The organism is Chryseobacterium cupriresistens (genome assembly GCF_046614675.1).
GTDB classification, from domain to species: domain Bacteria; phylum Bacteroidota; class Bacteroidia; order Flavobacteriales; family Weeksellaceae; genus Chryseobacterium; species Chryseobacterium cupriresistens.
On sequence record NZ_JBKKJT010000001.1, the window covers coordinates 52,126 to 76,024 of the forward strand.

Here is a 23,899-nt window from a genome sequence, read left to right on the forward strand (position 1 = left end):
GGTTCAAAACAAATTAAGGATCTTTGTTAAAAACTCCTCCATATTATTCTTTTCTTTGTTGTATGTATTTATTATATTTGTAGAAACTTATTTTATAAATCTATGAAATTTATTATTTCAAGTGGTGAACTGCAGAAGGCTTTGCAAACTGTAAGTGGCGTAATATCAAGCTCTCAATCGAGACCGATTTTAGAAAACTATCTTTTTGAATTAGACGGAAATAATGTTACCATTACAGCATCTGACGGCGAGACAACTCTTGTTACTTCCCTGGAAGTAAAGTCTGATGATACAGGTAAATTTGCTGTTCCTGCTAAAATTTTTCAGGATTTTATCAAGACATATGGTGAACAGCCTCTGACATTTGTTGTAAAAGACAATGCCGAAGGTACCGGAAGCCAGCTTGAGATTTTAGATGAAAAAGATAATTTCGCAGTAGCATTAGACAATGCTGATGACTATCCTGAATTACCGGAATTTGACGCTTCCCAAAGTGTAACGATGCCGGCAGGAGTTTTGTCTGAAGCTTTGACAAACACACTATTTGCTACAAGTAACGACTCTCTTCGTCCGGTAATGACAGGAGTGCTTTTCCAGTTTGGAGAAAATGAAACCAATTTCGTTTCTACAGACTCCCACAGATTGGTGGTGTACAAAAGAGCAGACCTGATGAATGCTGAGCCGATGGAGTTTATCATGCCTAAAAAGCCTCTTAACATTTTCAAAAATATCCTGGCAAGTTCCAATGAAGACGTTACCATTGACTTCAATGAGAATATGGCTAAATTTACTTTTGGTAAGCATATCTGGATCTGTAGACTGATTGACGGAAAATATCCGAACTATACTGCGGTAATTCCAAAAGAAAATCCAAATGTATTGACCATCAATAGAAACCTGTTGCTGGGAGCAATCAAAAGAGCGTCTATCATGTCCAACAAATCTACCAATCAGGTGAGATTCAAGCTTTCCGGAAATATTCTTCACCTTCATGCAGAAGATACTGAATATGCAAATAAAGCTGACATGCAGATTCCTTGCGACTACAACGGAGAAGATATCAATATCGGATTCAGTTCAAAATTCTTAACAGAAATGCTTACGATTTTAGGATCTGATGATATTACCATGAAAATGTCCCAGCCTAACAGACCAGGAATCATTGAACCTCTTGATGGTCTTGAAGAAAATGAAAATATCTTAATGTTATCAATGCCGGTAATCGGATTGTAATATTGATTTAGTATACAAATAAAAAGCCGGAATTTTCCGGCTTTTTTTGTAGGGTCTAATCGACTTAGGAATCAGGAGCGTTAAGAAAATTTAAATGTAATCCGCCAAAAAATTTCCATTGTCTGAGCATGGGATATACTATTGAACCGAAGAAGAACCAGATGATCCATGCGAGTTTGGAAATTTTAGGAGTACATTCAAATTTTTAGCGGATGATTCCCGTCTTGAACTTTTGTATACTTTTGCTTCAAGGCAAAAGTATAATAAGAGAAAGGCGTATTCAAAAGAATATTAAATCAATAGTGTTATTTGTGAATCATTAGCGTCATTAGTGTTTAAATCAACTCATCATGGAAATAAAAATACAGTCTTCCCAAACCTCAGATTTTTCCGCAGAGTTCACAACTGAAAATTACAGCGTGTTTCTATGGAAAGGTTCCGGTGTTTTCTCAGTAGATGGTATTAATTATTCTTACAGCGGATACAATATTCTCTTTCTTTCTCCTTATCAAAAGGTGAAACTGGTTTCGGAATCTGATGAAAATATCCACGTGCTTTTCTTTCACGGAGATTATTACTGTATAGAATATCATAAAAAAGAAGTGGCTTGTAACGGACTTCTTTTCAATAATATTTATCTGAATCCGAGTGTTGAGCTTTCGGAAGAGAGTTATCATTATATTCTTGAGCTTTTTAATCATATTAAAAAAGAAGAACGTGAAAAGCATCCGTTTTCGGAATCCATTATCAAAACCTATATCCAGCTCATTCTTGCCATTGGAAGCAAACAGAAAAGCAGTATTGAAAACAGCATAATTTCTAATGAAAAGCTTTCTAATAAAAATGCTGCAGAATTTCAGAAACTTCTGGAAACGTATTTTAAAACAGAAAAAGAACTGTCATTTTACAGCGATAAACTGAACATTACCAATAGTACATTAAGCAAGGCAGTAAAGAAAGAATTCTCCAAAACACCCACTCAGCTTATCAATGAGAGAATTATTCTGGAAGCCAAAAAATTGTTGCATTTAACTTACAGATCTGTAAAGGAGATTGCTTCTGAACTGGGATTTGAAGATGAATTTTATTTCAGCAGGTATTTCAAAAAGTCAGTAGGCTGCTCTCCTAAAAATTACAGAGAAAAAGTGGGGATCTCCGTGGTGGCGAAAATGTCCATGTAATGTCCTGAAATGTCTATGTTGGTGCTGCAGGCATGTGAATACCTTTGGTAAAAAATAAATCACATGAAAAACAGCAGACTTTATCACCAATTATTACAATGGGATACGTACTTTTTCAATTTTCTCAGAATTTCAATTTTCATCGTTATGGCCTGGATTGGAGGCTTGAAAGCCTTTCATTATGAAGCTGATGGAATTGTGCCTTTCGTTGCCAACAGCCCTTTGATGAGTTTTTTCTACAAAAATGCAGACCATAAAGTTATTAAGGAAGATAAAAAACGGGTTGCAGAATACACTTTGTATAAAAATCCTGAAGGAAAAGTGGTTCAGAAAAATATTGACTGGCATCAGGAAAACGGAACATATGCCTTTTCCTACGGTTTAGGGACAATGATCGTTGTAATAGGAGTTATGGTATTACTGGGGATTTGGTTTCCTAAAATTGGAACAATTGGAGGTGCTTTAACATTTTTAATGTCATTGGTTACCCTGTCATTCCTGATCACTACTCCTGAAGTTTACGTCCCCAATCTGGGCGGAGATGGAGTGACACCTCAATATGGATTTCCGTATCTGTCAGGAGCAGGACGTCTCGTATTGAAGGATATTATCATGATGGCCGGAGGGTTGGTATTATTTTCTGATAGCCTGAAGAAGCTGGTGAAACCATTGGACCAATAGTTTCATGAATCAGCAGCACAAAGATTAACGAAAATTTATTATCTTAAAATCGCTTGTAAATTTCTCTATTTCTCAAAAAAACACGACATTTGTAGCTCGAAAAATCACACCGGAAAAGGGGTGGGATTTCAAATAAAAGTTTCAAAATAGAGCAGGTGGAATCTAGAACTCATCTGACGAATTAAATAAGTAGATAGATTAACAAATGAAAATATCAAACAACTGGCTGAAGGACTTTGTAAAAACGGAATCAAAAACTGAAAGAATCGGTGAATTCCTTACAGATATAGGTCTAGAGGTTGAAGGGATAGATAAATTTGAAAGTGTAAGAGGCAGCCTGGAAGGAATTGTTGTAGGTAAAGTACTTACCTGCGAAAAGCATCCTAATGCTGACAAACTGAAGAAGACAACTGTAGACGTAGGAAACGGAAAAGTGTTGAACATTGTTTGCGGAGCTCCTAACGTAGAAGCGGGGCAAACTGTTCCTGTAGCCGTTGTCGGAACAAAAATCTATGACAAGACCGGAAACTTTTTTGAAATTAAAGAAGCAAAAATCAGAGGTGAGGTTTCTCAGGGGATGATCTGCGCAGAAGACGAATTAGGTCTTAGCGATGATCACGGAGGAATTATGGTGCTGGATGAAACAAAATATGAAGTAGGGAAAAACTTTGCAGACTATTTTGAGTTGACCAATGATGAGGTTTTTGAAATCGGATTGACACCGAACAGAACAGATGCTATGTCTCACTATGGTGTTGCCAGAGATTTACACGCTTATATTTCTACGAACCAACTGAAGTCACAATTTAATAAAGTAGCCTCTGAAGTTTTGAATAATGAAGGAACTCATGATTTCAAACTGGAAATTGAAGATGCAGAATTGTGTCCAAGATATATCGGAGCAGTTATTGAAGATGTAAAAGTTGCAGAATCACCATCGTGGTTGAAAGACAGACTGAAAGCGATCGGACTAAGCCCGATTAATAACGTTGTAGATATTACCAACTATATTCTTCACGGATACGGACAGCCGCTTCACGCATTTGATGCAGATAAAATTGCAGATAAAAAAGTGAAAGTGGGAGTGGTAAAACCGGGAACAAAATTTACAACTTTAGATGGTGTTGAAAGAACATTAAATGGTTCTGAAATCATGATCAAAGACGGTAAAGATAAACCGATGTGTATTGCCGGAGTATTCGGAGGTGAGAATTCAGGAGTATCTGAAACTACAAAAACAATATTCCTTGAAAGTGCTTACTTCAACCCGATTGCAGTGAGAAAAGGAGCAAAAGCGCATAGCTTGAATACAGATGCTTCTTTCAGATTTGAGAGAGGAGTAGACCCGAATCTTACCAGAACAGCCATCACTCACGCAATTAAAATGATTCAGGAAATTGCTGAAGGTAAATTGGTAGGTGACTTATTGGAAGAATATCCTAAGAAAATAGAGGACAATTACGTGATCCTTAGATTCTCTAAAATTGAGCAGATTTTAGGAACAAAAATCCACAGAGAAAAAGTAAAGGAAATCTTAAAAGCATTGGAAATTCAGGTTTTAAATGAAATTCCAAACGGTTTCGAAATCTCAGTTCCTGCATACAGAGCAGATGTAACAAGAGAAATTGACGTGATTGAAGAGATTTTAAGAATCTACGGATACAATAAAATTGATGCTCCACAGAAGATTTCATTTACTCCTGTTAAGCTAAGTGCTAACGATCAGGATGAACTGGAAAACAGCTGGGCAAGAACTTTACAAGGCCTTGGTTTCAATGAAGTAATGAACAACTCTTTAACTTCTGTAAAAGATGAAACAGATGCTGTAAAACTATTGAATCCTTTAAGCGGAGATTTAGCATTCATGAGAAAGTCTTTATTGGAAGGACTTCTTCAGAATACAGTATACAATATCAACAGAAAAAATCAGGATATCAAATTCTTCGAATTAGGAAAAATTTATCACAAAAAAGATAAATACGAAGAAAGAAAACAACTGGCATTACTGGTTTCCGGAAGAGACGTTGCAGAAAACTGGCTTCAGCCAAAATCTGCGGTAAGCTTCTATAACCTTAAAGCGTATGTAAAAGTTTTATTGGAAAGATTGGCTGTAGATTACAAAGAAGTAGCTCTAACTGATGACAGATTCTCTGATGCATTGGTATATGAAGCGGATGGTAAAGCATTGGTAAGAATCGGAAAAGTAGCGCCTGCCTTATTGAAAGACTTTGATATTGATCAGGAATGTTTCTATGCAGAAATTGAACTGGAATTTGCTCAGGAGTTACGTTCTAAAAATGAATTGAAATTCAAAGATATTCCGAAGTTTAACAAAATCAGAAGAGACTTAGCTTTATTGATTGATAAAACAGTTAACTATCAGGATTTATACCAGACGGCTAAGAAGAACAAATCTCCATTCATTAAAAACATTAATCTGTTCGATGTGTATGAAGGTAAAAATCTTCCTGAAGGTAAGAAGTCTTATGCAATGAGCTTCGAACTGTTAAACGAAGAAAAAACACTGGAAGAAAAAGAGATTACAGAGGTAATGGATTCTCTGATCAAAGCTTTCCAGAAAGAATTCAACGCTGAGTTGAGATCTTAATCATTGAAAATATATATTTCAACATAATAGAAACGGACTTGTTTAAGTCCGTTTTTTTGTTTTATTGCGTTGTTGTTAGGCTTGGGCTAAAGCCAAATGAATTTTTGTGGATAGAAAAACGGGCTAAAGCCCGTTCCTATTGAATTGCATTAGTGATATTAGTGAAAATATTAATGTTATTCGTGTTTAAAATGGAAATTTTGTATAAAAACAATCTATCCACAGTCTTTATCACTCCGTAAGAGTCTCAATATATTTTATAAACCAATTATAGTATAGATTCCTTGCTTTGCTCGGAATGACAAGGGTATAGTATTAAAATTTTATCGGAGATAAAATCTTTGCGCCTTAAACTCTTTGCATATTAACAAATTTGCGTCTTTGCGTTTTCCAACTTATGACCGCATAATAAGATCTTTTGCTCGGAAAAATATTCAAAATATCAAATGTTAAAGAATAATAAAATTCACGGCAACCCGTTTAAATAATATAATTTCCGTAAATTTGGGTTAATTCAAAAAGAAAAAAATGAAAAATCTTTTTTTAAGTATATGTACAGCGGCAGTATTGGCTTCATGTGGATCCATGACAAGCCCGTCTGCATCTAAAGTAGGAAAAGCTCAGCCTGCTCTTGCCAGCACAAAATGGACACTGGCTGAAACGGTAAAAGGTAAAGTTCCAACATTAAATATTGAAGGAGAAAAGATCACCGGAAATGCGGGATGTAACAACTATTTCGGAACGGCTACCATAGATCCGTCTACAGGAAGTTTTGCAGCCGGACAGATGGGATCTACAAAAATGATGTGCAGCAACATCGGGGTAGAACAGAACTTTATGGATATGATGGGGAAAGCTAACAAATATGTGGTTTCCGGAAATACTTTAGAATTGTACAAAGACAATCTTTTGCTATTGAAATTCACAAAATCAGAATAAAAAACAAAAGGAACTCAATTGAGTTCCTTTTTTATGTTTAGAGTGTTATTAATCTTCCTCTTCTTCGTCGTACTTAGCCAACTCTTCATCGCACCATTTGAATGCTGCTTCTACTACTTTAGTAGCCTCGTCTGCCATCGTTTCTTCATCATCACCTTCAAGATCATCTAACCACTCAACTTCTTCTTCCTCAACGTTTAAGATAAATCTTGGATATTCTGTATGAACCACGAATAGATCCTCTGGAAATTCCGAATTATCTGCTAATAAAAACTTTGGTAATTTCATTTTTTTAATGTTTTAACTTTCTCAAAGATAATTAAAATTATTGATTTAAGATGACTTCAAAAACATTTTTGAAACTTTTTCAGCTTTTTTGCTTTCAGAATAATCGTAGAACCCTTCTCCTGATTTTACACCCAGTTTTCCGGCTGTCACCATATTCACAAGCAGTGGGTTCGGAGCGTACTTAGGATTTTTGAAACCGTCATACATAACGTTCAGAATAGCAAGGCATACATCAAGACCAATAAAGTCTGCCAGCTGAAGCGGACCCATTGGATGAGCCATTCCCAGTTTCATTACCGTATCAATTTCTTCTACACCAGCCACTCCGTTGTAAAGAGTCTCGATAGACTCATTGATCATTGGCATTAGAATTCTGTTCGCCACAAAACCAGGGTAGTCATTCACTTCTACTGGAACTTTACCCAAAGTTTTACTCATTTCATAAATGGCATCAAAAGTCTCCTTGGAAGTTGAATATCCCTTGATGATTTCTACCAGTTTCATAATAGGAACCGGGTTCATAAAGTGCATACCGATTACTTTATCAGCTCTTTTGGTAGCCGCAGCAATTTTTGTGATAGAAATAGAAGAAGTATTGGTTGCAAGGATACAATTGGCAGGAGCCAGCTCATCCATCTGGCCGAAGATCTTCAGTTTAAGATCAAGATTTTCAGTAGCAGCCTCTACAATAAGATCAGCAGATCCTGCAGCCTCATTCAATGCTGTAAAAGTAGTGATGTTACCTAATGTTTCAGCTTTTTGCTCCTCTGTAAGGTTTCCTTTTGCAATGATTCTGTCAAGATTGGTAGTAATGGTTTTTAAACCTCTGTCCAAAGCTTCCTGGGATACATCTACAAGATTTACTTTAAAACCGCTTTGTGCGAAAGTATGTGCAATACCATTTCCCATGGTTCCCGCTCCGATAACTACAATGTTTTTGATCATTTTTCCTTTATTTTTTATAGATAGTTAAATTTTTTGCGTCTGTAAGGTCAGATTGTGTGACAACAGCTGTTGAATCAAAGGTAACATTTCCTACACTCTGGCTTTTTTTACTGTTATTCTGATTGGAAACAGTAGCCGTTAAACCTCTTATCAATCGTTTTTTCTGATTCTTTGTAAGAAAATCGGTGCCAACATACAATGTATATTCGCCTTCTCTTCCCATCCCTTTTTGGATCAGGACTTCCAGGCTTTTGATCTGGCTTTTGTTCTTAAATTCTTTCAGAAAGCTCATCACAGGCTTATCAGAGGCAGGGCCACAGCATACACTTCCGTAGCTGATCTCTAAATAATTCTGATTCTTCTGAGCGTAAAAGAATGTGAAAGCAAACAGAGCCGTTGTTAGTATTATTTTTTTCATGTTAAATCGCTTTAAAAATAAGCTTAAAATTTTACTTATTAAAATATTCCCAAACCTCTCTGGAAATATCTGAAATCATCCTGCAGTTGACTGCATCCGTTTCCGTTGAATTACTGACAAATACGGCTAATGCATAATGTTTTCCATTCGGTAAAGTAATGATTCCTATTTCATTTTCCGCACCTGTCAAACCTGCTTTATTTTTCCCGGAAGCTCCAGTTTTTCTTGCCACGGGAGTGTTTTTGGGAAGTTGTTCCACCATTTTATTCAATCCTGTGGAAGTAGACCATAGTACTTTCATCAGATAATCTGTAGATTTTTTGGAAAGTATTTTCCCGTCATAGAATTTTTTAAGGATATCGACTGCTGATTTTGTAGTACTGTAATTTTCATATTGAACATTCCAGTCTTTATGCATGTCTTCTTCATTATATTTGATCTGAAAACCTTGTACCCCTTTGGAATCCATGAATTTCTGAACAGTCTGGGTACCTCCCAATAACCTGAGAAGAATATCACAGCCGTTGTTATCACTTTTGGCAACCGTATATTCAATCACTTCACTTAACGGAACTTCAACATCTTTTCCTGCATATTGATCACGAAGCGGCGACCACGTATTCTCTAGTAAATTTGACTGATCCAGTTTAATTTTCTGATCCAGAGAAAGCTTTCCCTGGTCTATGGCATTCAGAACCGCTGCGGCAATGTGAAACTTGAATACACTTTGCATTGGCAGCTTTTTGTCTGCGTTTTTATTGTATGTAAAACCATTTTCAAAACCTAGGACAGAAACGCCCACAGTAGCTTTTTTGTTCTTAAGGATTGAGTTTATTTTCTGTTCTAATAAAGAAGTCTGGGCAAAGGTAAATGCTGAAATCAAAAGGAAAAAGAATGCTGTTTTTTTCATAATATGATCATTAAAAAAGCCCTCTTCTGAAGACCGGAAGAGAGCTGCAATTTAAGACAATTATTACTATTTTAATTCAAAATAATTCAGATTTACTCCATCATTTTCAAAGACGATTCTGATCTTGTTTTCCCCTTTCTGAAGGCTGATGTTTTTTGCAGTAACCGTTTTCCAGTTTTCATTTCCACCCGTAGATGACAATGATACTGTAGCTAAAACTTTTCCGGAAGCCGTTTCAATTCTTATTTTAGCATCGTTGGCAGCAGAATATCTGATGTCCAGAGTATAATTTGCATCTCCTTTTGATCGAAGCGTATACTGAAGCCATTCTCCGGTTTCTGTTTTTCCTACATAATACTGATTGGTAACTTTATCATTACATTTATAAATATCCACCCCGTCATTTCTCATCTGCTGTCCGGAGTTCCACTCCGATCTTTTTGCCGGATCACTTACCCAGAGATTGATAAAATCCTTATCCAGATAGGCAGCACCCATTCTTCCCAAATCATATTCTGAAGCAAATATTCTTCCCGGAGCCTGGTGATTTCTGAAAGGTTTTGTAGAAGCATCTGTAATCTGTCTGAACATCGCATCAATCACATCCCTTTTAATTTCCGTGTTGTTCAGCTTATAATTGTCGGCAATCTGTAATAGAGCTTTTCTTGCATACTCTTTAGAAGGCTTTTCACCTCCGTTTTTCCAGTAATCCAACAGCTTTTCATATTCAGGAGTGATTTTTACATTGGTAATTCCCGCGATATTATCAATCTTTTTCATCGGCCAGAAGGCGTATCCTATATTATGCTTGCCTAAAAGCTGAATCAACTCAGTAAACCATACATTAGAGTTTTCTCCCGTTTCTCCAAGCCATATCGGCATATTGTGTTTCTCTCTGAGATCCAGCGCGAACTTAATGGTTTGATCATCATTGTAATTCCAGTATTTATGAAAACTGAAGGCCATATTGTTATCCCAGATTGCTGGTAATCCGTTATAATTATTTCCCCAGCCGTTTCCTTCAATAAAAATAATATGTTTTTTATCAACTTCTCTAATAGCTGCAGTGATGTCTTTCTGAAGCTTCCAAAGTGGAGCATTGGACATTTCATCTGTACCATTCGGGTTTTTACCTGTAAAGTTGATGTTGGGTTCGTTAATCAGGTCATACCCTCCAATCCAAGGATTATCCTTATATCTTTCAGCCAGTCTTTTCCAAAGCGCAATCGTTTTTCTCTGATTTTCTTCATTAGCCCAAAGTGAAGGCTTGGATTTATCATTATCAGATATATTCGCATCATTTCCCTGGCCTCCCGGAGCTGCATGCAGATCCAGAATCAGGTATATTTTGTTATCGGTACACCATTGAAGAAGATCATCAGTCATTTTAAAACCTTCCTCCAGCCACGTATCTTTTCCTTTGGCAGGTTCCTTTTCAATCGGTAGCGTATAAAGATTGTAGTGCATCGGAAGCCTTATGGAATTGAATCCGGCTTTGGCAAGAAAGTCAATATCCTGTTTAGTGATTCCGTTTTTCAGGTACGCTTTGTAGAACTCATTCATTCCGTCTTCACCAATCAGTTCAGCAATTTTCTCCTTAATCTTATACTGAGGGCCGGCGAAATCGGCAGTTTTCAGCATATATCCTTCCTGTAACATCCAGCCGCCCAACCCAAGGCCTTTCAATTGAATATTTTCACCTTTATCATTAACGATTTTCTGTCCTGAAGTCTTCAGTAATTGTGATGTCCCAAATTGAGACAATAAAAGTACGGATAATAGAATGGCTCTTTTCATAGTGATTGCAATGTTTAAAATAATAGGAAAATATTAGAAATAATACGGAATGGTGATCAAACGAGATGAATCAAAGTTCACATCTTCACGTTTGCCGGATATCCATATATGTAAAACAAAATTTTTCAATGCTTTATTGAATTATTCTTCAAATATATTATTTTTTTGTTTTGAAAAGGATTTTTTATTGATAAATCTGTAATTATTAATGAATCGTTTTTTTTTACATGAGTTTCTTAAAATACAAATTCTGAATTAATTAAATATGCAGCTTCATCAAATCAATTTTAATTGATTCATTCTTTGCTTACTTAACATAATCCGTGGCTGAAAATGAAACTTTGCGTTTTATAATAATAAAAAATGCTATCTCATAATCCATTATTCTGATTATAAGATAGCATGATATATTTAAGAATCAGTATGTTTTTAACTGATCAGTTTCATAATCTCCAAAGCCACTTTCAATGCTTCAGTTCCGTCTTCAAGGGAAACTTCTACATTTTTATCATTGGTAATGGCATCCGCAAATGAATTCAATTCATCCAGAATCGCATTGTTAGGCTGGATATTCGGATATTCAAAAAGAATCTGGTTCTTTTCTCCCTCTGCATTTTCAATAATCATATCAAATGGAGTAGGGTTTTCGGGAGCATCTTTCATTCTTATCACTTCAGCCTTTTTCTCAAGGAAGTTAACGGAAATGTAAGCATCTTTCTGGAAAAATCTGCTTTTTCTCATAGCTTTCATAGAAATTCTGGAAGTCGTAAGGTTGGCCACACATCCGTTTTCGAATTCTATTCTTGCGTTGGCAATATCCGGAGTTTTGCTGACTACACAAACACCACTTGCGTGGATATTTTTCACTTTAGATTTCGCAATGCTTAATAAGATATCAAGATCGTGAATCATAAGATCCAATACCACAGAAACATCTGTACCACGGGGATTAAATTCAGCCAGTCTGTGGATTTCAATAAACATCGGAGTACTGATGTATTCCTTGGTAGCAATAAAAGCCGGGTTGTATCGCTCAACGTGTCCTACCTGTGCTTTGATTCCTTTTTCCTGGCACAAACGAAGAATTTCTTCTGCCTGCTCAAGAGTCTGGGTTACCGGTTTTTCAATAAAGAAATGAAGGCCTTTTTCAATGGCTTTTAAGGCATAATCATAATGATAAACAGTTGGAGTGACAATGTCAAGCATGTCAATCTGCTCAAGCAATTCATCAAAATTTTCAAAATATTTATATCCGAATTCGGCTTCTAATTTCTTTCCGTTTTCAACATCTTTATCATGGAAACCTACAAATTCATATCTATCTGACTGATTAAGAAGTTTTAAATGTATTTTTCCCAAGTGTCCGGCACCTACCAAACCTGCTTTTAACATAGCTGTATTAAATTTTTGTAAAGATAGTGAATGTACATTTATAAAATACATGACTTTTCACTTGGTGATAGTCAGGAATGAACACCTTCATTCATTAAAGAAATTATACTAAATTCACGGTCAGAAAAATAGCTATGAAAAGAATAATTTCGATTGTAATCATCTCTGGATTATGCACTGCCGGATGTATAGGAGATAGCCCATATGACCCGCAGGCCAAATGTGGTACTCCTACAAATCTGATATTTGAGAAAACAAATAATCGACTTTCCTGGAGCTTTATCAGTATGGGAGAAGGCTATTATGAAGTACAGTATGGGGAACAGGGTTTCTCTTTAGGAAAGGGAATCACAGTGGTCACCAATAAGAACTTCTATAATCTCCCTCTATATAAAGATAACAAATATGATCTTTATGTAAGAAAAAACTGCGGAATTGACAACGGCCGGAGCAACTGGGCAGGACCTGTCACCGTATTGGCCGGCACTACTACCACCTGCGTAAAACCAGAATATGCAACCTATTCGAAAACAACCTCTTCTGCGAATTCTTCTATTTTTGATGCTACAGTATCCTGGGAAAATGATGGAGTTTCTGCATATGAAACTGTTCTGACAACTAGTTTTGCTCCTCCTGCAAGTGGAGATTTGGTGTTTGCAGGCCAAAAAGCTGTTTATGTAGGATTAAGTAAAACAGTGAATTATAACTTTTTTGTGAGAAAAAGATGTGCTGATAATACCTTCAGTGATTTTTATGGTCCTTATCCGATACAATGGAATTAAAAATAAAAACACAGCAGTCAAAATAATGGCTGCTTTATTTTTGGGATATTCTTTGTTCCGATTTGAAATCTAATTTCTAATTTCTTACTTTTGTCAAATGCAGGATTCGTTTGTACATAAAGGAAAAAGAAAGATTTTAGTAGACTACCTTCGAAACAGAATTGGTATTTCGGATGAAAATGTACTTTCGGCAATGAATGAAGTTCCAAGACACCTTTTTATCGAAAGTATTTTTGAAGATTTTGCCTATGAAGACAGGGCATTTCCTATTCTCGCCCATCAGACCATTTCCCATCCGTCCACGGTAGCGGAACAGTCTGAATTGCTGAAGGTAAAACCAGGTGAAAAAGTTTTGGAGATCGGAACAGGATGTGGATACCAGACCGCAGTTTTAATGGCGATGAAAGCTCATGTCTATACGGTGGAAAGGCAGAAAGACCTTTTTGATTTTTCCAAAAAGAAACTCAGAGAACTTCATCTGTTTCCAAAATTTCAGAGTTTTGGAGATGGTTTTGCCGGGCTTCCAACTTTTGCTCCTTTTGACAAAATCATTGTAACCTGTGGCGCTTCTACATTACCCACAGAGCTTTTAAAACAACTGAACATCGGTGGAATAATGGTGATCCCATTAGGTCCAACGGATGAACAGGTTTTATACAGATTTACAAAAGTAGGCCCTACAGAATTTGAAAAAGAAGAATTCGGAGCTTATAAATTTGTTCCGATGCTTGGAAATACAAATCAATAATGTATTACAGACAAGGACTGGTCAACCTGCTGGTTTCAAATACCTGTTCTTAGCCATAGTTTGTGTTTTTGAAATTCGATAATTAATAAGATTTAATTTTTTTTAATACATTTTAAATATGTTTCGGAATAAAAATTGGATTCACATGAGAACCCAATCACTAAAATCTTAATATTATGGACACGAACAGATTCAAGGCGTCACATGATTTTAGTAATCTTCAGAAAAATCTGCACAATAATCCGGGATACAGTATAGAAAGCTATTCCCAGCAGGTGAAAGATTACCTTCATGACATGAAAAGCAGGAATCAGGAAGCTACCAAACAAGGATTTATGGCGCAGGCTCAGAAATCTGCAAAAGAAGTTTGGACAGAAATTCAGGAAATTGCTTCTGAAGCCTGGGAGAAAAACAAAGACCATTCGGATGAAGAGAAATAATTTTTTAATATTAAAGTTCAATAACCTTACTTTTTGCGAGTGAGGTTTTTTATTTAAAATAATCAAACCACAGTACAATGAAAGTTTTTATCAATAAAAGAATTCCCGAAACAGGAATTGAAATGCTGAATGAGGCCGGTCTGGAACTTATATTTCCGGAAAAGGAAACCCTTTCTTACGAAGAATGGATTCATTACTGTAAAAACACTGACACCATACTCAATGTGGGCGGAGATTTCAAATATGATAAGAATTTTTTTGATGCCTGCCCGAATGTCAAAGCCATTGCCTTATATTCTGTAGGATTTGATCACGTTGACATTAAAGAAGCTACGCAAAGAAATATTCCGATAGGGAATACTCCTGATGTTTTGAGCAGAGCTACTTCAGATGTTGCTTTTTTACTGATGCAGTCTGTTGCCAGAAGAGCAAGCTATAATTTTCAGAAAGTAAAAGATGATAACTGGGGAGCATTTGATCCTCTACACTCCCTGGGCCAGGAATTATATGGAAAAACACTGGGGATTTTTGGATTAGGCCGAATCGGGTATGAAATGGCTGAAAAATCAAAAAAGGCTTTTGGTATGAACATCATTTACCACAACCGCCATCAGAATGAAGAAGCAGAAAAAGAGCTGGGGGCAGCTTATGTTTCTTTTGAAGAATTGATCAGAAGCTCAGATGTATTGAGTGTACATGCTAATTTTACCCCTGAACAGAAAGAATTGTTTAATTATTCAATATTTGAACAAATGAAGCCAGACTCGATTTTCATCAATACAGCCAGAGGAGGTTTTCATAGTCAAAAAGATCTGTATCAGGCACTTGTTGACAAAAAAATCTGGGGAGCGGGTCTGGATGTTACCAATCCGGAACCAATGTCTGCAGATGATCCTATTCTGGGACTTTCAAGTGTCTGTATTCTGCCACATATCGGTTCTGCGACTTTGGAAGCCCGAAATGGAATGGCCAGACTGGCTGCAGGAAATATTATCGCTTTTTCAAAAAATGAAAAAATGCCGAATTGTGCAAATCCTGACGTTTATTCTCATCAATCATCATAACTTGGAATTATTTTTGTTCTGATGATATAAACCTAAAATCTTAAATACTATGGCACCAGAGAAAAATATTAATGAGCAAAACAAGAGATTAGAACAGATGGATTATAGCCCTAATGAAGATATATTTAAGAGAGAAAAACATATTTCGCTCGATGGCGACGGAAACCCTATTCTGGATGAAGATTTTGATGAAGATAAAATCGATAAAGGCCTGGATATCCCTGGAGCCGAGGATGATGATGAAATGGAAGAAATAGGTGCAGAAGATGAAGAAAACAACTACTGGAGTCTCAGCGATAATGAAGATGACCATGAAGAAGAAAACGATGATGTTTTAACTTAAATTTTAACGATACAAAAACCAGCCTTATTGAATTTCAGTAAGGTTTTTTTATGCTGAATAACGACTAATATGGGTAAGGGCAATTCCCCTCCCTCGGAGGGGTGGATTCGAAAATTCTTTAAATTTTTGAAGACGGGGTGGTTCCGTAATGCAGCACAATAAAATCCTCCAACTCCTTCATCACCAGACTCAGATTATTCCTCACATCAAAATCACTAATCCTGAAGACCGACAACCCCAAAGATTCAAGATATTCTTCTCTTATCCCGTCATAAATCTGTTTTTCATCATGGCTTGAACCGTCTATTTCTATAATGAGGCCAAGCGTTTTTACATAAAAATCAACGATATAATTTCCGATAATCCTTTGTCTGTCAAAATCAATGGTATAGAATTTTTTTGCACGGACTTTTTTCCAGAAGATCACTTCTCCCAAAATCCGGGCTTTACGTTTTTCTTTTGATAATGCTTTTAAATAGGGATTGTAGGGCAGGTTTTCAACGAAATTCCTGCGGATAGGAATTCCGTTGATGACGGTAAGAATTTCTTTCATTGTTGTGTTTTTGACCACCCCGTCTTCCAAAGTTGTTAACTTTGAAATCCACCCCTCCAAAGGAGGGGAATTAAGGTGCATTTATTCAAATATAGTATTTAATATCAAATGGTGGCAGGTTTACAACTTTCATAACTTTGCTTAAACCTTAAACCTTAAACCTTAAACCTTAAACCTTAAACCTTAAACCTTAAACCTTAAACCCCAAGCCATTTTCATCCTATAACTTGCCTATATTTCCTATTTTGAATATCTTTAAAACTTCAAACATTGTTTAAAAACATAGACCTTTAAATAGTAATATGACATTCCAAGAACAGATACAGCAGGGGATTCCTAATCAGCTGCCACAACCAAAACCATACGAGACCAATATCAACCATGCTCCGAAGCGTAAAGAAATTTTAGGGGAAGAAGAGAAAAAACTGGCATTGAAGAATGCTTTACGTTATTTCGAACCTAAGTTTCATGCAGAACTGATTCCTGAATTCAAGCAGGAACTTGAAGATTACGGAAGGATTTATATGTACCGTTTCCGTCCGGATTATGAAATGAAGGCAAGACCTATTACAGACTATCCCGGAAAATCTGAGCAGGCAAAAGCCATTATGCTGATGATTCAGAATAACCTGGATTATGCAGTAGCACAGCATCCACACGAACTGATTACGTATGGTGGAAACGGAGCGGTTTTCTCCAACTGGGCGCAGTATCTGCTGACCATGAAATATTTGTCTGAAATGAGCAATGAACAGACCTTGGTAATGTATTCAGGACATCCGATGGGATTATTCCCTTCTCATAAAGACGCACCAAGAGTTGTGGTAACGAATGGTATGATGATCCCGAACTATTCAAAACCGGATGACTGGGAGAAATTCAATGCATTAGGTGTTACTCAGTATGGGCAAATGACGGCAGGAAGTTATATGTATATCGGTCCTCAGGGGATTGTTCATGGAACGACGATTACTGTGTTAAATGCTTTCAGAAAAATCAAGAAAGAACCAAAAGGAGGACTTTTCGTTACTTCAGGATTAGGAGGAATGAGTGGAGCTCAGCCAAAAGCAGGGAACATTGCAGGCTGTGTTACTGTATGTGCAGAAGTGAATCCGAAGATCACGAAAATCCGTCACGATCAGAAATGGGTGAATGAAATCCATGAAGATCTTGATGCATTGGTAAAAAGAGTAAGAGAAGCACAGGCGAACAAAGAAACGGTGTCTTTGGCTTATCTTGGAAATATTGTGGAAGTTTGGGAGAAATTTGATCAGGAAGACTTAAGAATTGATATCGGATCAGATCAGACTTCCCTTCACAATCCATGGGCGGGTGGTTATTATCCTGTAGGACAAAGTTTTGAAGAATCCAATACCATGATGGCTGAAAACCCTGAGTTGTTCAAAGAAAAAGTTCAGGAAACGTTGAGAAGACATGCTGTAGCCATCAATAAACATACAGAAAAAGGAACGTATTTCTTCGATTACGGAAATGCCTTTTTGTTGGAAGCTTCCAGAGCCGGAGCTGATGTAATGGCAGAAAATCCGACATTAGGAAGAGAATTCAAATATCCGAGTTATGTACAGGATATCATGGGACCTATGTGTTTTGATTATGGTTTTGGGCCGTTCCGTTGGGTATGTTCCAGTGGAAATCCGGAAGATCTTCAGAAGACAGATGATATTGCCTGTTCAGTATTAGAAGAAATGGTTAAGAACTCTCCTGAAGAGATCCAGCAGCAGATGAAAGACAATATCCAATGGATCAAGGGAGCACAGGAAAACAAACTGGTGGTAGGTTCTCAGGCAAGAATCCTTTATGCAGACGCAGAAGGAAGAATGAAAATTGCTGAAGCCTTCAACAAAGCTATTAAAAACGGAGAAATCGGACCTGTGGTTTTAGGCAGAGACCACCATGACGTTTCAGGAACAGATTCTCCTTACAGAGAGACTTCCAATATCTATGACGGATCAAGATTTACAGCAGATATGGCCATTCACAACGTGATTGGGGACAGTTTCCGTGGAGCTACCTGGGTTTCCATTCACAATGGTGGCGGAGTAGGCTGGGGAGAAGTGATCAACGGAGGTTTCGGAATGCTCCTTGACGGAAGCGATGATGCCGACAGAAGATTAAAATCCATGCTTTTCTGGGATGTAAACAACGGAATCTCAAGAAGAAGCTGGGCAAGAAATGAAGGCGCTATTTTCGCAATAAAAAGAGCGATGGAAGCAGAACCAAACTTAAAAGTAACACTTCCGAACCTTGTAGACGAAAACTTATTGTAATATAAAAATTCAACATTGGCAACCATCAACAAAAAACTGTTTTCACACCTGAACGTAGAGGATAGTGATCCTGTATGGGAGAAGTTTGCTGAGGTTGAATTTTCAAAGAAAAATATATTTATGGACAACAAAGCCTATCTTGTAGAAGATGGGCTTGTCCGTAAATACTACATCAACAGCACCTCAGATATCGACACCGAGATCTGTGCAGAATTCTACTTTCCCGGTGATATTTTTACTGTTGAAGAAAAAAGTTTCGATGCCGTTTACGAGTCCATCAACAAAGGACTGGCTTGGGAAATCACCCTGGATGAGGTGAAAAACCTGTTTGCTGTCAATCCGCACTGCCGTTTCGTACAGAACTATTATCTGAGCAGAAAACTGAATGCTGCGATGAAAAGGGAAATGCTCCTGCTGAAAAACACTCCACAGGATCTTTATGAATATCTGCTGAAGAACAAACCCCATTATATTCAAAATATTCCTCTGAAATACCTGGCTTCTTATATCGGGATTACACCTATCTCTTTAAGCAGAATCAGAAAAAGAATTTTGTAAGATGCTGGAAATTTGAAGATAATAAAAGAAGTTACTAAGACTATATCATATTGCTGAGTTTTTTTAACATAGAACGTTTATAAAATCCTTACTGTTAATTCAAAGAAAAGGCAATAGAAACTGTAGAGAAACAATCAACTTCCATCCTCCATCTTCCAACCTTAAAAACACCCCATTAATTAACTTTTGTTTATTGACTGGCCTTCCGTAAGTTTCTTCCTTTGCTGAAAAAAGAATATGGAAATACAAAAATTAAACTGGGCAGGTGTAAAACTCACTTCACATAACAAAACCATCTTAATAGATGCTGTAGAAGATTTCTCTTATTACAAACCCGTTTTGGGAGATGCTGTAGAAAATCTCATAGAATTTTCAGACCATGTACAGGCAGATTATATCCTGTTTACGCATATGCACCTTGATCATTTTGATAAAGGAGTGATCCGGAAATGCTTAAAGAAAGACGGAAAACTGATCATCTACGCAGGACTGGAGCCTATTGTAAGAAAACTTGTACCTGATGTTGAAATGATCGTTCTTGATCTTGATGAAACCTTCACAGAAAACAATATCACCTTCAAACCTGTATTTGCCATGGATGGCGTAGGAGAAATACAGTCTTCCTGGATTGTAGATGATGGTGATACTAAAATCTTTCATGGTGGAGATACCATCTGGCACAACCAGTTCTGGAAGCTCGGGAAAGAAAACCCCAATATAGATTACGCTTTCTTACCCGTAAACGGAGTAGTAGTCAATTTTGAGATCATTGGATTAGAATACAGCCCAGTTCCCGCGTCCCTCAATCTGAAAGAAGCCTTTGCTGCGGCTCATCTTCTGCACGCCAGAAAGCTGGTGCCTATCCATTACGGATTGTTTGCCCACGAGAAATGCTATATCCCTCAGGTGTTTGATGAGCAGGATTTGAAAAATATTTCTGAGGAAGTTGGACAGGAATATTTGATTTTAAAAGATGGAGCAATGCTGGTAGAATCTTAACTGATATTTGTAAGGAAAACTGTCATTCTGAGTGAAATGCAATGGAATGAAGAATCTCAACATCAATAGGAACGGGCCATAATCCTAAGCCTAGTCGAAGGAAGCCCGTTTTCTTTTGTGCGTAATATAATTGGCTTTAGCCGAAATTTAAAATTAAGTTTTGGCTTCTTTGGCCTGTGCTCTGAATGGCATCCACATAAAATTAAAGTTTCTATTTAAAAATATAGTAAAGTTTTTTTATTTTTAAAATTCAATAAAAACTAGAAATTAATATACACAAAAATGAAAAAATACCTTTTTAGCCTACTTTTCGGAACTTTATTTTCAATATCTGCTTTTGCCTGCCTGAATGGAGAAAAAATGGTTTTAGCCAATCAAGAGATACTATATGTTGATCTTGATGGTGAAGTTCCATACGGACACCAGATTGGTGGTAAAGAAGAATTAGAAGAGTTTTTGGTGAAGCTGAAAAAAGGATATGATAAGACAAAAGATGTTGATTATTTGTCGGACGAAGGATATATCTTAATTCTTTTAGGGAGATATCAGGAAGCAATTGATCTATATAGGAGGATTGAAACTTTACAACCTGGCAGATACTCTACAGCATCCAATATAGGTACAGCTTATGAGCTGATAGGAAATAATAAAGAAGCTCTGAAATGGATTGAAACCGCGGTAAAGATAGAACCTCATTCTCACTTAAAATCTGAATGGATTCACCTTAATATTTTAAAAGCTAAAATTAGTGGCAAATCTATCTCATCCACCGATCTTATTGGAAAAGATTTTGGGAATGGGAAAGCTCCTAAGTCCACATTAAGCAAGGATGATCTTCAATTGCTTAAAATGCAGATCTTTTATCAGCTGAATGAGAGAATGACTTTTGTAAAACCTAAGGATCCAATTGTAGCACAGCTTTTATTTGACCTTGGAAATATTGCTTTATTGATGAACCAGAAATATGATGCTGAAAAAAGCTATCTGCAGGCCAAAAAATATGGTTTAGAAAATCCTGTTTTAAAAGAAAGAATGAAGTTGTCTTCTCAAACACTCGTAAAAAATAAAAAAAGGATTCCCGGAAATCTGAAGGCAGCAGAAGAATTCAATTGGATAAGTATTATGTTTTCTGTTTTATCATTGATCATATCTGGTTTTATTATTTTTAAATTCAGAAAGAAAATATTCTCATGGTTTGAATAATATTGTTGATAGATGAATAAATATATAAAAGTAAATACAAATTAAGATTTTTCAGCAAGTGGAGCGTTGTCTGTTTTCCCACAGATTTTACAGATAACACAGATTTTTTTATTGGAATGACCCTTTAAAAATAACCAACGTTCAATTTTATCGTAGATAAAATCCTTGCGCCTTAAAAAATATATTTTAAATATCATTTTGCGCCTCTGCGTTTACCAACAAAAATGTTTTTTTGACGCAAAGCTTTTAATTATTATTCGTTTTAAAATAAGGAAGCAAAGGGATGTGGCTGCGCCACTGATGAAGCGGGATGTAAAACGGCAGCTTCATAAAATCAATCCTGATTGATTCTTCTTTGCCCGCTTGAGTATCGTATTTCTTTAATTTGATCTTTGCGTTTTCAACTACGGAAAAAAACTCAGCAATTTGCTGAGTTTTTTATTTTTTCTTAAGGGTATTTAGCTCCTCTTGTAATCTCTGGTTTTCCTTTTTCAAGATTTCTATATAATCTCTTTGGCTTTCTAGAAGGAACTCTGGAACGTTACAATAAAGATTACCATTTATGTTATTTCCAAAACCACTACTTCCAGTAATATTATCAAAATGATTGATCTGCTTTGCTTCCTCTTCTTCAAAGATTTCCTCTACGGGAACTTCCAGAAAACGGGCAATTTTTTCCCATTCATCATTGAAAATCCTTACATCTCCACTTTCTTTTCTGCTATAGTTAGAGACATCTGTGGCGATGATATCTGCAATCTGTTGTTGCGTGATGCCTTTTACTTTTCTTGCATTGCGTAGTTTTTCTTTTTGCATGACCCGTATTTTCTACAAATATGCAAAATTTTTGTTGGAGAATTGCAAGGGCATAAAGTTTTTGTGCTTCATTTTTTATTTGAAGTTGCAAGAACATTTCGTTTTGGCTCAATGTGAGGTTTTCAGTAAGTATTACGTTATTCTTTCCCACAAATCTCACAGATCTTTTTTATATTTATCTGCTTAATCCGCCTAATCTGCGGGAGAATATTGAGATTGCTTCACCTTCGGGTCGCAACGACAGTGGTGGTGTGAAATTTTATCTCCGATAAAATCCTTGCGCCTTACAACAGAAAGTTTTTAATGTCATTTTTCGCCTTAGCGTTTTTCCAACAAAACAATTATAACATAAAAAAACTCAGTATGAAACTGAGTTTTATTTTTTTTAACCATTAAGAATATTGAAGTGGTGAAGATCAGTTAAGAAAACATCAAAGATTTTTTTTAAGCGGTGCACTTCACCTTACTATTTTTAATAATTTAATTTTTCTTAATGGTTATTTTCTTGCAGTTTCTGGAGATTTGCGTTTAGATTCCTTGCTTTGCTTGGAATGACAAAAATGCCGTTGAAATTTTATCTCCGATAAAATCCTTGCGCCTTACAACAGAAAGTTTTTAATGTCATTTTTCGCCTTAGCGTTTTTCCAACAAAACAATTATAACATAAAAAAACTCAGTATGAAACTGAGTTTTATTTTTTTTAACCATTAAGAATATTGAAGTGGTGAAGATCAGTTAAGAAAACATCAAAGATTTTTTTTAAGCGGTGCACTTCACCTTACTATTTTTAATAATTTAATTTTTCTTAATGGTTATTTTCTTGCAGTTTCTGGAGATTTGCGTTTAGATTCCTTGCTTTGCTTGGAATGACAAAAATGCCGTTGAAATTTTATCTCCGATAAAATCCTTGCGCCTTACAACAGAAAGTTTTTAATGTCATTTTGCGCCTTAGCGTTTTTCCAACAAAACAGTTATTATATAAAAAAACTCAGCAATTCGCTGAGTTTTATTTTTAAGCCATTTATTATTTCACAGCCGCAATAGCCGCCTCATAGTTCGGTTCCTGAGAAATATCCGGCACTTGTTCTTCATAGATAATATTACCTGAAGGATCTATCACCACAACTGCTCTGCTCAGAAGCCCTTTCATTGGAGAATCTACCAGTTCCACACCATAATTCCAGCCAAAGTCTGAACGGAAATCGGAAAGCATGATTACGTTTTTAATGCCTTCTGCGCCACAGAATCTTTTCTGGGCAAACGGCAGATCTTTGGAAATACAAAGGACTACGGTATTGGGAAGGTTTCCTGCCTCTTCATTGAAATGATGTACAGAAGCAGAACAAACACCAGTGTCTACACTCGGAAAGATATTCAGAATAACGTATCTTCCTTTGAAGGAATCCAGGGTCTGGTCATTCATATTCACATCGGTAAGGGTAAATTTAGGAGCCGGCTTATTCAGCGCCGGCAATTTGGCATAAGTATGAACTTCTTTCCCGCCCATTAAAACTGTATTGATCGCTTTAGATTTTTGAGCAAAGCCCACCGCAGAGAAGAATAGCAGTGTGCCGCAAACTAATTTTGAAAACATGAAATTTATTTTTAAGCTAAATTATTCTTTTTTCAGGAGCTAAGATTAATTTTAATTCAAATAGATCGAATCTATTGTCAGATTATTTTTTTCAACACAATTTACTTTTACCTTTATAT

23 protein-coding genes are annotated in these 23,899 nt (G+C 36.4%); 14 read left to right on the forward strand and 9 right to left on the reverse strand.

Going from position 1 to position 23,899, the window contains the following annotated elements; all coding sequences use genetic code 11:
- Positions 1–102 precede the first annotated feature (102 nt).
- The 5 genes from dnaN to ACLI50_RS00270 all read left to right on the forward strand — a co-directional run bounded on the left by dnaN (position 103) and on the right by ACLI50_RS00270 (position 6,642).
- Positions 103–1,233, forward strand: coding sequence for a DNA polymerase III subunit beta (gene dnaN, locus ACLI50_RS00250; protein WP_034699704.1), 1,131 nt, complete (start codon positions 103–105; stop codon positions 1,231–1,233).
- Between the two features lie 350 nt (positions 1,234–1,583).
- A complete protein-coding gene (locus ACLI50_RS00255) occupies positions 1,584–2,414 on the forward strand; it encodes an AraC family transcriptional regulator (protein WP_343638920.1) in 831 nt (276 codons plus the stop codon).
- Positions 2,415–2,477: 63 nt separating this feature from the next.
- Entirely contained in the window at positions 2,478–3,095 is a 618-nt protein-coding gene (locus tag ACLI50_RS00260; protein ID WP_411412887.1) for a DUF417 family protein, read from the forward strand.
- A gap of 205 nt (positions 3,096–3,300) precedes the next feature.
- Positions 3,301–5,703, forward strand: a complete 2,403-nt coding sequence (gene pheT, locus ACLI50_RS00265; RefSeq protein ID WP_411412888.1) for a phenylalanine--tRNA ligase subunit beta — start codon at positions 3,301–3,303, stop codon at positions 5,701–5,703.
- Between the two features lie 528 nt (positions 5,704–6,231).
- Entirely contained in the window at positions 6,232–6,642 is a 411-nt protein-coding gene (locus ACLI50_RS00270) for an META domain-containing protein (RefSeq protein ID WP_062671854.1), read from the forward strand.
- Positions 6,643–6,690: 48 nt separating this feature from the next.
- On the opposite strand, the gene ACLI50_RS00275 is transcribed toward ACLI50_RS00270, so the two are convergent.
- The 6 genes from ACLI50_RS00275 to ACLI50_RS00300 all read right to left on the reverse strand — a co-directional run bounded on the left by ACLI50_RS00275 (position 6,691) and on the right by ACLI50_RS00300 (position 12,392).
- Positions 6,691–6,930: a DUF8828 family protein gene (locus ACLI50_RS00275; RefSeq protein WP_002977986.1), complete on the reverse strand. Its 240-nt coding sequence runs from the start codon at positions 6,928–6,930 to the stop codon at positions 6,691–6,693.
- A gap of 45 nt (positions 6,931–6,975) precedes the next feature.
- Positions 6,976–7,872: a 3-hydroxybutyryl-CoA dehydrogenase gene (locus ACLI50_RS00280; RefSeq protein ID WP_202844343.1), complete on the reverse strand. Its 897-nt coding sequence runs from the start codon at positions 7,870–7,872 to the stop codon at positions 6,976–6,978.
- Between the two features lie 10 nt (positions 7,873–7,882).
- A complete protein-coding gene (locus tag ACLI50_RS00285; protein ID WP_202839451.1) occupies positions 7,883–8,293 on the reverse strand; it encodes a hypothetical protein in 411 nt (136 codons plus the stop codon).
- 31 nt (positions 8,294–8,324) lie between these two features.
- A complete protein-coding gene (gene bla-A, locus ACLI50_RS00290) occupies positions 8,325–9,203 on the reverse strand; it encodes a CGA/CIA family class A beta-lactamase (RefSeq protein ID WP_202839453.1) in 879 nt (292 codons plus the stop codon).
- A gap of 66 nt (positions 9,204–9,269) precedes the next feature.
- Entirely contained in the window at positions 9,270–11,000 is a 1,731-nt protein-coding gene (locus tag ACLI50_RS00295; RefSeq protein ID WP_411412889.1) for a cellulase family glycosylhydrolase, read from the reverse strand.
- Positions 11,001–11,429: 429 nt separating this feature from the next.
- Positions 11,430–12,392 carry a Gfo/Idh/MocA family protein gene (locus tag ACLI50_RS00300; protein ID WP_411412890.1) on the reverse strand — a complete coding sequence of 321 codons (963 nt, stop codon included), beginning with the start codon at positions 12,390–12,392 and terminating at the stop codon, positions 11,430–11,432.
- Between the two features lie 134 nt (positions 12,393–12,526).
- On the opposite strand from ACLI50_RS00300, the gene ACLI50_RS00305 reads away from it, so the two are divergent.
- From ACLI50_RS00305 to ACLI50_RS00325, 5 genes are all read left to right on the forward strand, one after another.
- On the forward strand, positions 12,527–13,174 hold the full coding sequence (locus ACLI50_RS00305) for a hypothetical protein (RefSeq protein ID WP_411412891.1): 648 nt from the start codon (positions 12,527–12,529) through the stop codon (positions 13,172–13,174).
- 97 nt (positions 13,175–13,271) lie between these two features.
- On the forward strand, positions 13,272–13,922 hold the full coding sequence (locus tag ACLI50_RS00310; RefSeq protein WP_110011068.1) for a protein-L-isoaspartate(D-aspartate) O-methyltransferase: 651 nt from the start codon (positions 13,272–13,274) through the stop codon (positions 13,920–13,922).
- A 176-nt stretch (positions 13,923–14,098) separates the two neighbouring features.
- Complete coding sequence (locus ACLI50_RS00315; protein ID WP_110011069.1) at positions 14,099–14,362, forward strand: prevent-host-death protein; 264 nt, start codon at positions 14,099–14,101, stop codon at positions 14,360–14,362.
- Positions 14,363–14,439: 77 nt separating this feature from the next.
- Positions 14,440–15,426: a 2-hydroxyacid dehydrogenase gene (locus ACLI50_RS00320; protein WP_411412892.1), complete on the forward strand. Its 987-nt coding sequence runs from the start codon at positions 14,440–14,442 to the stop codon at positions 15,424–15,426.
- Positions 15,427–15,475: 49 nt separating this feature from the next.
- Complete coding sequence (locus ACLI50_RS00325; protein ID WP_110011071.1) at positions 15,476–15,769, forward strand: hypothetical protein; 294 nt, start codon at positions 15,476–15,478, stop codon at positions 15,767–15,769.
- A 118-nt stretch (positions 15,770–15,887) separates the two neighbouring features.
- On the opposite strand, the gene ACLI50_RS00330 is transcribed toward ACLI50_RS00325, so the two are convergent.
- Positions 15,888–16,322: an endonuclease domain-containing protein gene (locus ACLI50_RS00330; protein WP_343638892.1), complete on the reverse strand. Its 435-nt coding sequence runs from the start codon at positions 16,320–16,322 to the stop codon at positions 15,888–15,890.
- A gap of 302 nt (positions 16,323–16,624) precedes the next feature.
- Here ACLI50_RS00330 and hutU point away from each other — a divergent pair, with 302 nt between their 5' ends.
- From hutU to ACLI50_RS00350, 4 genes are all read left to right on the forward strand, one after another.
- Positions 16,625–18,610, forward strand: coding sequence for a urocanate hydratase (gene hutU, locus ACLI50_RS00335; RefSeq protein WP_411412893.1), 1,986 nt, complete (start codon positions 16,625–16,627; stop codon positions 18,608–18,610).
- Between the two features lie 15 nt (positions 18,611–18,625).
- Positions 18,626–19,168, forward strand: a complete 543-nt coding sequence (locus ACLI50_RS00340; RefSeq protein WP_411412894.1) for a Crp/Fnr family transcriptional regulator — start codon at positions 18,626–18,628, stop codon at positions 19,166–19,168.
- 237 nt (positions 19,169–19,405) lie between these two features.
- Complete coding sequence (locus ACLI50_RS00345) at positions 19,406–20,167, forward strand: MBL fold metallo-hydrolase (protein WP_411412895.1); 762 nt, start codon at positions 19,406–19,408, stop codon at positions 20,165–20,167.
- 282 nt (positions 20,168–20,449) lie between these two features.
- Positions 20,450–21,370: a tetratricopeptide repeat protein gene (locus ACLI50_RS00350; RefSeq protein ID WP_343638884.1), complete on the forward strand. Its 921-nt coding sequence runs from the start codon at positions 20,450–20,452 to the stop codon at positions 21,368–21,370.
- 438 nt (positions 21,371–21,808) lie between these two features.
- On the opposite strand, the gene ACLI50_RS00355 is transcribed toward ACLI50_RS00350, so the two are convergent.
- On the reverse strand, positions 21,809–22,186 hold the full coding sequence (locus ACLI50_RS00355) for a helix-turn-helix domain-containing protein (protein WP_411412896.1): 378 nt from the start codon (positions 22,184–22,186) through the stop codon (positions 21,809–21,811).
- 1,024 nt (positions 22,187–23,210) lie between these two features.
- Positions 23,211–23,780 (reverse strand): thiol peroxidase, encoded by a 570-nt coding sequence (tpx, locus tag ACLI50_RS00360; RefSeq protein ID WP_171006332.1) that lies wholly within the window; start codon positions 23,778–23,780, stop codon positions 23,211–23,213.
- Positions 23,781–23,899: the final 119 nt, after the last annotated feature.

Bases quoted from the DNA above. Each gene is read 5' to 3' on its own strand.
- dnaN (WP_034699704.1), top strand. From the start codon at position 103: ATGAAATTTATTATTTCAAGTGGTGAACTGCAGAAGGCTTTGCAAACT.
- ACLI50_RS00255 (WP_343638920.1), top strand. From the start codon at position 1,584: ATGGAAATAAAAATACAGTCTTCCCAAACCTCAGATTTTTCCGCAGAG.
- ACLI50_RS00260 (WP_411412887.1), top strand. From the start codon at position 2,478: ATGAAAAACAGCAGACTTTATCACCAATTATTACAATGGGATACGTAC.
- pheT (WP_411412888.1), top strand. From the start codon at position 3,301: ATGAAAATATCAAACAACTGGCTGAAGGACTTTGTAAAAACGGAATCA.
- ACLI50_RS00270 (WP_062671854.1), top strand. From the start codon at position 6,232: ATGAAAAATCTTTTTTTAAGTATATGTACAGCGGCAGTATTGGCTTCA.
- ACLI50_RS00275 (WP_002977986.1), bottom strand. From the start codon at position 6,930: ATGAAATTACCAAAGTTTTTATTAGCAGATAATTCGGAATTTCCAGAG.
- ACLI50_RS00285 (WP_202839451.1), bottom strand. From the start codon at position 8,293: ATGAAAAAAATAATACTAACAACGGCTCTGTTTGCTTTCACATTCTTT.
- bla-A (WP_202839453.1), bottom strand. From the start codon at position 9,203: ATGAAAAAAACAGCATTCTTTTTCCTTTTGATTTCAGCATTTACCTTT.
- ACLI50_RS00295 (WP_411412889.1), bottom strand. From the start codon at position 11,000: ATGAAAAGAGCCATTCTATTATCCGTACTTTTATTGTCTCAATTTGGG.
- ACLI50_RS00300 (WP_411412890.1), bottom strand. From the start codon at position 12,392: ATGTTAAAAGCAGGTTTGGTAGGTGCCGGACACTTGGGAAAAATACAT.
- ACLI50_RS00305 (WP_411412891.1), top strand. From the start codon at position 12,527: ATGAAAAGAATAATTTCGATTGTAATCATCTCTGGATTATGCACTGCC.
- ACLI50_RS00310 (WP_110011068.1), top strand. From the start codon at position 13,272: ATGCAGGATTCGTTTGTACATAAAGGAAAAAGAAAGATTTTAGTAGAC.
- ACLI50_RS00315 (WP_110011069.1), top strand. From the start codon at position 14,099: ATGGACACGAACAGATTCAAGGCGTCACATGATTTTAGTAATCTTCAG.
- ACLI50_RS00320 (WP_411412892.1), top strand. From the start codon at position 14,440: ATGAAAGTTTTTATCAATAAAAGAATTCCCGAAACAGGAATTGAAATG.
- ACLI50_RS00325 (WP_110011071.1), top strand. From the start codon at position 15,476: ATGGCACCAGAGAAAAATATTAATGAGCAAAACAAGAGATTAGAACAG.
- ACLI50_RS00330 (WP_343638892.1), bottom strand. From the start codon at position 16,322: ATGAAAGAAATTCTTACCGTCATCAACGGAATTCCTATCCGCAGGAAT.
- hutU (WP_411412893.1), top strand. From the start codon at position 16,625: ATGACATTCCAAGAACAGATACAGCAGGGGATTCCTAATCAGCTGCCA.
- ACLI50_RS00345 (WP_411412895.1), top strand. From the start codon at position 19,406: ATGGAAATACAAAAATTAAACTGGGCAGGTGTAAAACTCACTTCACAT.
- ACLI50_RS00350 (WP_343638884.1), top strand. From the start codon at position 20,450: ATGAAAAAATACCTTTTTAGCCTACTTTTCGGAACTTTATTTTCAATA.
- ACLI50_RS00355 (WP_411412896.1), bottom strand. From the start codon at position 22,186: ATGCAAAAAGAAAAACTACGCAATGCAAGAAAAGTAAAAGGCATCACG.
- tpx (WP_171006332.1), bottom strand. From the start codon at position 23,780: ATGTTTTCAAAATTAGTTTGCGGCACACTGCTATTCTTCTCTGCGGTG.